The sequence below is a fragment of the Streptomyces sp. NPDC007896 genome (assembly GCF_042959425.1).
GTDB lineage: Bacteria > Actinomycetota > Actinomycetes > Streptomycetales > Streptomycetaceae > Streptomyces.
The window spans coordinates 1-8851 of the sequence record NZ_JBIBKX010000047.1 but is presented as its reverse complement, the minus strand read 5'-3'; the positions used below and the strand labels follow the sequence as shown (position 1 = coordinate 8851).

Sequence of the window (8851 nt, the reverse complement as noted above, 5' to 3'; positions counted from 1 at the left end):
CACGCTTCCACAGCAGGCGGCGGTACTTGTCGAAGTCGTAGCCCCGGTCCGCGTACAGTCGCCGAGGCTTGCGGCGGGGGCGTCCCCGCAGACCCGGGATGGATGGGACCGCGTCCAACAAGGGCAGGAGCTGGGTGACGTCGTGCCGGTTGCCGCCGGTGAGCGTGACGGCGAGCGGGGTTCCGTGACGGTCGACGATCAAGTGGTGCTTGGAGCCGGGGCGGGCCCGGTCGACGGGCGAGGGGCCGACGTGATCCCCCCTTTAGGGCCCGGAGGTGCGAGCCGTCCACGGCGCAGTCGTCCAGGTCCAGCAGGCCGGCGCGGCGCAGTTCGCTCAGCAGGGCGGCGTGCAGGCGGGGCCAGACGCCGGCCTCGGTCCAGTCCCGCAGTCGGCGCCAGGCCGTCACCCCGGAGCAGCCGACAGTTTCTGCGGGGACGTCACGCCAGGCGACACCGGTCCGCAGCACGTACAGGACGCCGGCGAGTGCCGCTCGGTCGGGAACACGCAACCGCCCCGGATAGCGGCGGCGCCGCTCGGGAGCGGGCGGCAGCAGCGGAGCAACCCGCTCCCACAAGTCGTCAGGAACAAGATCAGCACGCACACCGGACACCCTGCCGACCAAGATCAGTGAGCACAAGACCCACAGCTCAACCCATTCTGAAACGATCAGTTAGGCGCCGTGGCTTGCGGTCAAGCAGGCCGTCGTTGACCCGGCCGGAGTGGTGACCTCGGGCCTGTCGTTTGGATCATCTGGTAGTTGGCCAAGGCTGCTGACCGGAGAGTCGATCGCGGTACCGATAGTGGCGTATGCGTCGGCGCGGAGGACTTCCGCGGGGCTCACGGGAGCAGTTCGATGTGCGGATGGTCCGGGGATGCCGGGCAGACGTGGAGTTGGAGGTCGTAGCCGCCGATGATGTCGATCAAGGTGAAGTTGCCGTCCTGGGCGCCCAGGGGAGGCGGGGCCGGGTTCGTCGGTTCCTCCTCGGCGATCCAGGTCCCGCTGCCGCCGTCCCATTCCCAGGAGGCGATGGTGAGGAGCGGGACCTGCTCGGTGCCGCACTCGGGGCAAGGGCGGGGCTTGGGGTCGGTGCGGGGCCAGCTGCTCCAGCCGCCGGTCTTCCAGCCGGGGGCGGTGGAGAGGTTGTTCAGGTAGAGCTCGCCCGGGTCGTCCGCGTACGTGTTGTACTGCGCGGGGTCGATCGTCTCCCAGCGGCTCATGTCGTCCAGCTGGTCCCGGAGCTCCTTGTCCAGCTCCCCGGGGTGGGGGAATTCGGTGACCTGCTCCGGTGAGAACAGGCACGGCTCCGGGAGGTAGCAGTCCCGCTGGACGATGGGCGGCTCGGGCGGTGCGTCGAGGATGTCGGTGACGGCGGCGGAGGAGCGCCAGAAGAGGGCTGTCCGGGGGTGGGCCATCTCGTGGTCGAAGGGGCACCAGAGGACCTGGAGGAGGTCCGCGTCGGGCGGGCGCGGGAAGGAGACGTCGCGAGCGTAGAGCTGGGCGACGGGGAGGAGGGGGATTGGGCCGTCGAACCAGGGGCGGTCCGCGAGCCGCTCCCACGTCGCCCGTTCCTCGGGAGTCCACTGGGGTGCCTCGGGGTTGAGGCGCAGCCGCTCGGCCGCTGCGGCGCGGTCGTGGCGGAGGAGCCGGACGTCGTCGGGGGAGTGGACCACCGGGGCCGCGCGGCTGTCGTGCGGCTCGTCGCAGTACGGCCACGCCTCGTCGGCGGGCCACAGGAGCGGCCCGCCGACGGAGCTGTCGTGCACGGTCGGCGACCCGGGCCGCGGGTGCAGCCGGGTCGCCGTGCGCGCCAGCGGGGCCAGCTGAGGGAAGAGCGCGGTGATGTCGACCGGCCGCGGTGGGGTGGTGAAACTCATGCCGGCTCCTGTTGGCGCGAACTGGGTGGGATCAGTTACCGAGCTCGAACAGCCCGGTGTCGGTTCGGTACCCGGGCGTCGGGCCTGCTCACTGGACCAGTTCGATGTGCGGATGGTCCGGGGACACTGGGCAGGCGTGGAGTTGCAGGTCGTAGGCGCCGGCGATGTCGAGGAGAGTGAAGTTCGCGGGCGGGGTGCCGATGAGGAGCGGAGTTGGGTTCGTCCGTTCCTCATCGGGCATCCAGCTCTTGCTACCGGAGTTCCATTCCGAAGACGCGATGGTGAGGAGCGGGGTCGTCTCGGTGCCGCATTCGGGGCACGGGCGGGGCATGGGGTCGGTGAGGCCCCAGCGGGTCAAGCCGCCGGTCTTCCACCCGGGGGCGTGACACAGGTTGCGGAAGTAGAACTCCTGCGGGTCCAGCGCGCCGGTGCCGTCCCACGCGAATCCGGCTGTCTCCCACCGGCTCACGTCGCCCAACTGCTGCTGCAGTTCCTTGCTCAGCTCCATGGGGCTGGGGTAGTCGGTGACCTGTTCAGGTGCCAGCAGGCACGGTTCCGGGAGGTACCAGTCGAACTGGATCACGGGCGGCTCGGGCGGGGCATCGACGACGTCGGTGACGGAGGCGGAGGAACGCCAAAAGAGGGCGGTTCGGGGGTGTGCAAACTCCTCGTGGCCGCAAGGGCACCACAGGACCTGGAGAAGGTCGGCTCCGGGAGGGCTGGCCGGGAGAGGGACGTCGGGGGTGTAGAGCTGGGCCACGGGGATCATGGGAATCGGGCCGTCGAACCACGGGTGGCCCTCGCGGAGCCGCTGCTCGATCTCCCGTTCCTCGGGCGTGATCGCGGGTGCCTGGGGGGCGCGGAGCCGTCGCTCGGCCGCTGCTGCATGAATGCGACGCAGGAGCCGGATGTCGTCCGGAGAGTGCATCTCGTCTGCCGCTTCACTGTCGTGCGGCTCTTCGCAGTGGGGCCACGGCTCGTCGGCGGGCCACAGGAGCGGCCCGCCGGCGGAGCTGTCGTGCACGGTCGGAGACCCGGGCCGGGGATGCAGCCGGGTCGCCGTGCGTGCCAGCGGGGCCAGTTGAGGGAAGAGCGCGGTCACGTCGAACGGCCGTGGCGGGGTGGTGAAACTCATGCCGGCTCCCGATGGCGCGAACTGAACTGTGATCAGTTACCGAGGTTGTACAACCCGGTGTTCTTCAGGGTGTTGGTGACATAGACGTTGGGGAACAGCTCCTCGGTCGTCCCGTTCGCCCGTTCGCCCGTTCGATATTAGCGTTCATTGTGACGCCCACCGGAATGGTGCTGTTCGCGTCCTTGTGGACGGGCGTCACTTGGTAGAAGATCGCGTCGTTCGCTCCGAAATTGGCGAGGGGCCCTGGATCATGTTCTGCGCCTTGGACTCGAACGTCCGTATGCTGGGCGTGCCCGTGTTCATCTCGCTCTGCCAGCAGGGGACGAGGTTGGTCCGAGTGAGCGCATCATTGCCCCGTCCGCCGAGGATGCTCGCGATGAGATGACACCGCGACAGGCCGTAGGTGAGGTTGTTCGCCGTCTTGAACGCCTCCGCGTCCTTCCAGCCGGTGACGGGATCGCTGGTTCCCTTCCCCCCCGCCGGTCTTCCGCCCCAGGCATGCCTGCGCCTGGGTCGGCCTTTCTCCGGCCCCGCCCGCCGGGTCGCTCTGGTTGACGAGAGGAACCGCCTCGGTGGTGTTCCAGAACCAGCCGTCGCCGTTGGGAATCGAGTTGATCGGTGGGGGGTCGTTCAGGCAGCTGGCCTGCGGGCTGGTGTCCGGCAACGAGAACGTCAGCTCGAACTGGTCGGAGTCGATCACCCGCTGATCCTTGAAGCCGTTGGCGAGCTGCGTGTCGGCGAACTGCTTCTCGTCGGGCGTGACATGGGCCTGCACGCAGGGTGAGGCGGGGTCCACGACACGGGCGTCGTTCAGGATGTAGGTGTCCCGTTCGCCGTTGCCGAGATTGGGGATTACCTCGACGCACTGCGCGCCGGCGGCACCGCCTTCCTTCGTGGTGCCCCCTGCAGCGCAACGTGGCGTGCGTGAGCCGACCCAACGCAGAGCCCGATGGTGTGGATCAGGCGTCTTCCTCGTCCAGCGCCTTCAGCACCTCAGGAGGAAGCGTCGGCCCGTGCGATACGGACACCGTGGTCATCATCGGCGGAGTGTTGGCCTTCCGCAGGGCGGCCATCTCATCCGGCCCACTCGCTTCGAAGTTGCACAGGTAGCAGCCGAAGCCGTTCGCGGAGTAGTGCGTGTTCGTGGCCGTCCGGCTGGCCAGCTCGAACGTGAGGAGTCCCTGACCGCCGCAAGCCGGGCATTCGCCACCCGAGGTCTTCAGGACAACGATGCCGTCCTTCAGGTACTCCGTCGGCCGGACGAACCACTCCTCGTTGCGGGGCTGGGGCGCCTTGAGAGCGCCCTCCTTGACCTCCGCCGGAAGGCCGACGAACCGGCCTTCGAAGGCGTGGCGGGCCTGGGTGATCCGGAGCTGGACGTCGCGGAAGACCTGGTCCTCCTGCTCGTTGACGGCGGCCTTGACCGCGTCTGTCCACCGTTCCCAGAAGGCGTCCAGCGGCTTGCCGAGATCACCAAGCAGTGCCGCGACCGTCCGCGCGAGGGGAGAGATCATCCCCTTGGCCAGGGCGCTGTCAGGAGCGGTGTGAGCTGCTCCGTTGCGCATCTCGATCAGCAGGTCGAGCTGGGGGTCCGGCTGCAGCACGTTGATCTTCCGGAGCCGCTTGATGGCCTCCATGGCCCCGACCGTGCGGACCTTCTCTTCGTCCACCTGGAGGTGCCCTCCGAGGTACAGCACTATGTCTGCGCTGTTGTTACGGATCTCCGCGATGTAGACCGGGTTCTTCGAGACGAGGACCGCCTTGGCCAGCTTCTCGACGGCGACGCCGGCGTGGAGTGCGAACTCGTCGTGCTCTGGGCGGCCATGGTCGTCCATGGCTTTGTGGGCGGCCTTCTTGGCGCCGTGGAAGAAGCTCTCGGAAGAGAGCGAATCGTTCATGACAAGGACATTAGTAGTCCAGTACTGCAGGGGCGATCAAATTCACAGACGCGACCCATGCCTTTAGAAGACAACCGTCACGGAGTTGAGGGGATCGGAGAGCTGGTCGTAGCCGATCTTCTTTCTGCCGACCCCGTCGTGCGGGTGTTGAGCTGCTGTTGGCGGCGGTGATGTGACTGATCCAGGGCCAGTGCCGGGCTGGACGACCAGCTCGAGGCCACCGGTCCCGGCAAGCGCGGACCGTACAGCCCAGATGGCCACGAGATACGTCGACGGCGGGAACTCCTCCACCAGGTACGCCTGATAGGGCTCACCGGGGACGCCCGCTGGGACGACCCGCACTGGCCCGACGGCCTCTACTGAGTTGTGTCTCACCGCGCCGCCCGATGGCACGGCATTCCCGTGGACACAGCCGGCCCGGCGCCCCGGAGGCATGTCAGCCATGCTCGGACAAAACCGCGACATCCGGTCAGCTTCCCCGGGTGGCCTCTGGCGCCTTGTTCGCCAACTGGCCTATTCAGTTACTGTTGAAGCCGACCTGCGCCGCCGGAACGGACGGCGAGGCGAGCGTCATGATCCTGCCGAGGTTCATGACCTCTCCTAAGCCCAGCAGGCCATAGAACTCCCGGTTCTCCTGCGCTGCGTCCGACATCGCCCAAAGCCCGGCGCTACCCGTGGACCTGCGGGCCGGCGCGGCACCTGCTGGGCCTGTGGATCGGTCCGGCATGCCGGCCGCATGGCGGGACGGAGCACCTTACTGAGGACCGGGCTCCTGCGGAACCCCGTTGTGTCTGCTGAGCGCTTGCGTTGCCTGACGCTGCGTCTGTTCGGCCACCGCACGAGCTTCTGCTACGACGTCACCGCGTTCACGTACCAGACTCTCGTAGACCGGCAGGTGATCGTTTCCGGTGGAGTTGGGTGTCACAGGGCTGGCCCTTCTTGGTGTCGTATTGCGGGCCCGCCGGATCGGACCCCGAAATTCCTGGTGACCGCTAGCACAATCGTGGCTCACTCACATCGGGCGTCTGGTCGGCAGGACTCTCCAGCCGTGGGAATGTGGTCATGCGCGGCCGAGCCGTGCAGCGATCCCGTGTCCGACCAGCAAATAAATCAGGGCCGGCAGACCATAATTGAGGAGAACGCGAAGGCTTTCCGTGTCCATAGTGAAAATATCCTGTGACCACCAGGCCAGCCAGTTGGCCGTTCCGTGCACGAACTCGACGAAGACATTGGCTTCGTTGGCTCCGAGCAGATGGAGCAGGATCCACAGCCCCAGGAAAACGGCGGCGATGTCAGCGATTGTGTGGACGGTCAGGGCTATCCGTCGAGCAGTGGACTGGCTCCGCTCGTAACGGTGTGAGCGCCCCGAGGGCTGGTCGTAGGCGCCGTATCCGGGCGTCGGTTCGGTATTGCTCACGGGAATCCAATCTGGCGCATCACTGTACAGGCCGGGGTACGGCCATCAGGCTCCTGGGTTGTCTTTCCCAGGAGAGTTTCCTGCGGCATCACGCGCACGGGTCGTCGCGCGGGCCTGTATAGGTCAGCGGCCTGCGGCCGCCGCCGCGTTACACCATCCCCGAGATATCCCAAATATGGGCACGTAATCTGCACCTCTCCTAAATCGCAACCGTGCGGTCTATTAGCGACGCGCTCCTTGCTCCAGAAATAGGGCTTGACCTGCTGGTCGGGCGACGCCGACAGCCGACGGCCATCCGGTGGAGGCTGGGGTGAGGTCCCGGGTTCAGCCCGGTTCCGCGCACCCGAACGACGGCGACAGGCGCGGCGGAAACCGAAGCTGCGCACCAGCGCGTCGACCAGCCACGCTCCACATCCCGACCGGCCGTTCATCTCACCTTTCCCTCCCGCCAAGCGTTGATCAGCAGGGCCAGGCGCAGGCGAGAGACCGGCCTGGGCATGCGTGTCCTCCCGGACTGTCGAGACAGACCGGCGGCATCAACTGCCAGCTAAGCGAACCTGCGGTGCTGCGGGTTGCTCGAATCACGCGTTCGGGCTGGCCGGGCGAGCAGACGGCTCCAGGGCCTTCGTATCGCAACCCGCTCTGCAGGACCGGAGCCTTGAAGACTGCTCCCCACTGGCCCCGCTCCCGATCCGTTCAACCGCCGGGCCGGCGACGGCACTCATGATCCTTCAGGTTTGCCGTGGGTGTGACGCTGTTGCCCCTTCGTGCGCTGTAGGGGGTGGGCCTGCTGTGTCAGGTCCCGTGATACTCGCCCCCCTCTTTTCGGCGAGTGTTCGCGCAGTGGGGCAGGCAGGTGCGTCCCCCCGTCGTCTGCCTGCCCCGTGAGAGCTTCGCCTGGACGGTCTCTCGTCGTCGCCCCGGTCTCCTGGGCCCGCCGCTGCCCAAATGACGATCAGTCATGAGAATTCGGGCTTGTGCGGTGTGCCGTTGTCGTCATGAGTCGGGGTGGGGGTGAAGTGCTGCTGGCAGACCGCTATCAACTGGATGAGCTGCTGGGACGCGGCGCGATGGGCGAGGTGCGGCGAGCGACTGACCAGGTTCTCGGGCGCCCCGTCGCGGTCAAGCTCCTGAGGGCGGACGAGGCGACGGACATCGAGCGGTTCCGGCTGGAGGCACAGACCGCGGCCCGTCTCAACCATCCGAACGTCGTGGGCGTGTACGACTTCGGCTCCCATCACGGCCGGCTCTACCTGGTCATGGAGCTCGTCGACGGCTGGAGCCTGGCCCAGGAGCGGTCGATGCGCGGCACCCTGGCCCCGCACGAGGCGGCCGCCATCGCAGCACAGGTGGCGGCGGGCCTGTCCGCAGCCCACCGCCAGGGAGTGATCCACCGGGACTTCAAGCCTGCCAACCTCATGATCTCCACGGACCGCACCGTAAAGATCACCGACTTCGGCATCGCCCGTTTCGCGGACGGCGCCGCCAGCACCCTGACCGCCACCGGCAAGATCATCGGCACCGCCGACTACCTGGCACCGAGCGGGCCCTGGGGCATCCAGCACAGCCCGCCTCGGACGTCTACTCGCTCGGCTGCGTACTGTACGAACTGCTCACCGGCCGACCCCCGTTCCAAGGCACCACCTCGATCGCCGTCGTGCAACAGCACGTCAACGCCGCCCCGCTGCCGCCCGCCCCGCTGCGCCCCGAGATACCCCAGCCCCTCTCCGACTACCTGCTGCACCTGCTTGCCAAGGACCCCCCGCACCGACCCAGCGCCGAGCAGGGAGCCAACTGGCTCCACGCGCCGCAGCAGACTCCAGCCCTCGCCGAGCCGCAGAGCACCGCCCTCATGCCCGCGCCGGTTGCCCCCGCACCAGCCCCGCCGCCTCCAGCGGATCCGCGCGCTGCACACTCCCATCCGCACGGCCACCGCAGGCTTACGCCGAAAGCAGCGCTGGGCATCGCCGCCGTGGTCCTGTTCGCTCCTGCCGCCGCCATCGGAGCCTCGCTGAACTCAGGTAACGACGGCCCGTCGGCGCCTACGTCGCCGACGACGACCGTCACATCCGTACCTGTCAGCGAGCCCCCGGCGACTGCGGCGCCGTCCACCACGGCACCGCCGACGGAAGGCCACAAGGACAGCGAGGATCACGATGGCAAGGGCAAGCACGACAAGGGGAAGGGATCCGACTGAGCCGCCGTCGGAGGCCCGAAGTCGCCCGACCACATCGAATCCCGCACCAAGCGACCGTGACGGGCGACCGTCACTTCGGGCCCATGAGTCCGGGCGCCCCGCCCCTTCCCGAAGGGCTTCTCCTGGAGGTGCCGTCAACGCCAGACGTTATAAGCGTTCGGAGGTGATCTGTACACCTTCTGTCGGCGTGTCTGCGCTTGAGGAAGAAGGGGCTCACGGGGCTCAGACATCCGTCAGCAGCAGCCGGTCTCGGCGGTGCCGGAGCGGATCTGCTCGATGAGGGGGCGTTCGACGCCGTTGGCGACGGGCAGGACCCGGGCGCCGGGAT

General features: G+C 67.8%; 7 protein-coding genes and 3 pseudogenes. 2 read left to right on the top strand and 8 right to left on the bottom strand.

The genetic code is table 11. The features are described from left to right. The 8 genes and pseudogenes from ACFZDJ_RS54885 to ACFZDJ_RS54850 form a co-directional block, all read right to left on the bottom strand. A pseudogene (locus ACFZDJ_RS54885) lies at positions 1-602 on the bottom strand (IS5 family transposase); the annotation flags it as partial. Positions 603-838: 236 nt separating this feature from the next. Continuing rightward, on the bottom strand, positions 839-1876 hold the full coding sequence (locus ACFZDJ_RS54880; protein ID WP_391070800.1) for a hypothetical protein: 1038 nt from the start codon (positions 1874-1876) through the stop codon (positions 839-841). Positions 1877-1964: 88 nt separating this feature from the next. After that, the gene (locus ACFZDJ_RS54875) at positions 1965-3011 is read right to left on the bottom strand and encodes a hypothetical protein (RefSeq protein WP_391070799.1); all 1047 of its coding nucleotides are present in this window, start codon (positions 3009-3011) and stop codon (positions 1965-1967) included. A gap of 346 nt (positions 3012-3357) precedes the next feature. Then, entirely contained in the window at positions 3358-3807 is a 450-nt protein-coding gene (locus ACFZDJ_RS54870; protein WP_391070797.1) for a hypothetical protein, read from the bottom strand. Positions 3808-3970: 163 nt separating this feature from the next. Beyond that, positions 3971-4909 carry a hypothetical protein gene (locus tag ACFZDJ_RS54865; RefSeq protein ID WP_391070795.1) on the bottom strand — a complete coding sequence of 313 codons (939 nt, stop codon included), beginning with the start codon at positions 4907-4909 and terminating at the stop codon, positions 3971-3973. Positions 4910-4972: 63 nt separating this feature from the next. Beyond that, positions 4973-5251: a hypothetical protein gene (locus ACFZDJ_RS54860; RefSeq protein WP_391070793.1), complete on the bottom strand. Its 279-nt coding sequence runs from the start codon at positions 5249-5251 to the stop codon at positions 4973-4975. Between the two features lie 187 nt (positions 5252-5438). Beyond that, a pseudogene (locus ACFZDJ_RS54855) lies at positions 5439-5561 on the bottom strand (glyoxalase); the annotation flags it as partial. Between the two features lie 408 nt (positions 5562-5969). Further along, positions 5970-6326 (bottom strand): hypothetical protein, encoded by a 357-nt coding sequence (locus ACFZDJ_RS54850; RefSeq protein ID WP_391070791.1) that lies wholly within the window; start codon positions 6324-6326, stop codon positions 5970-5972. Between the two features lie 998 nt (positions 6327-7324). Here ACFZDJ_RS54850 and ACFZDJ_RS54845 point away from each other — a divergent pair. Together ACFZDJ_RS54845 and ACFZDJ_RS54840 are read left to right on the top strand one after the other, a co-directional pair. Continuing rightward, positions 7325-7807 (top strand): annotated as a pseudogene (locus ACFZDJ_RS54845) (serine/threonine-protein kinase); the annotation flags it as partial. Positions 7808-7875: 68 nt separating this feature from the next. Continuing rightward, positions 7876-8523 carry a protein kinase gene (locus tag ACFZDJ_RS54840; protein WP_391070801.1) on the top strand — a complete coding sequence of 216 codons (648 nt, stop codon included), beginning with the start codon at positions 7876-7878 and terminating at the stop codon, positions 8521-8523. Positions 8524-8851: the final 328 nt, after the last annotated feature.

Excerpts from the sequence above, each read along its gene's own strand:
- ACFZDJ_RS54875 (WP_391070799.1), bottom strand. The coding sequence starts at position 3,011 with ATGAGTTTCACCACCCCGCCACGGCCGTTCGACGTGACCGCGCTCTTC.
- ACFZDJ_RS54865 (WP_391070795.1), bottom strand. The coding sequence starts at position 4,909 with ATGAACGATTCGCTCTCTTCCGAGAGCTTCTTCCACGGCGCCAAGAAG.
- ACFZDJ_RS54880 (WP_391070800.1), bottom strand. The coding sequence starts at position 1,876 with ATGAGTTTCACCACCCCACCGCGGCCGGTCGACATCACCGCGCTCTTC.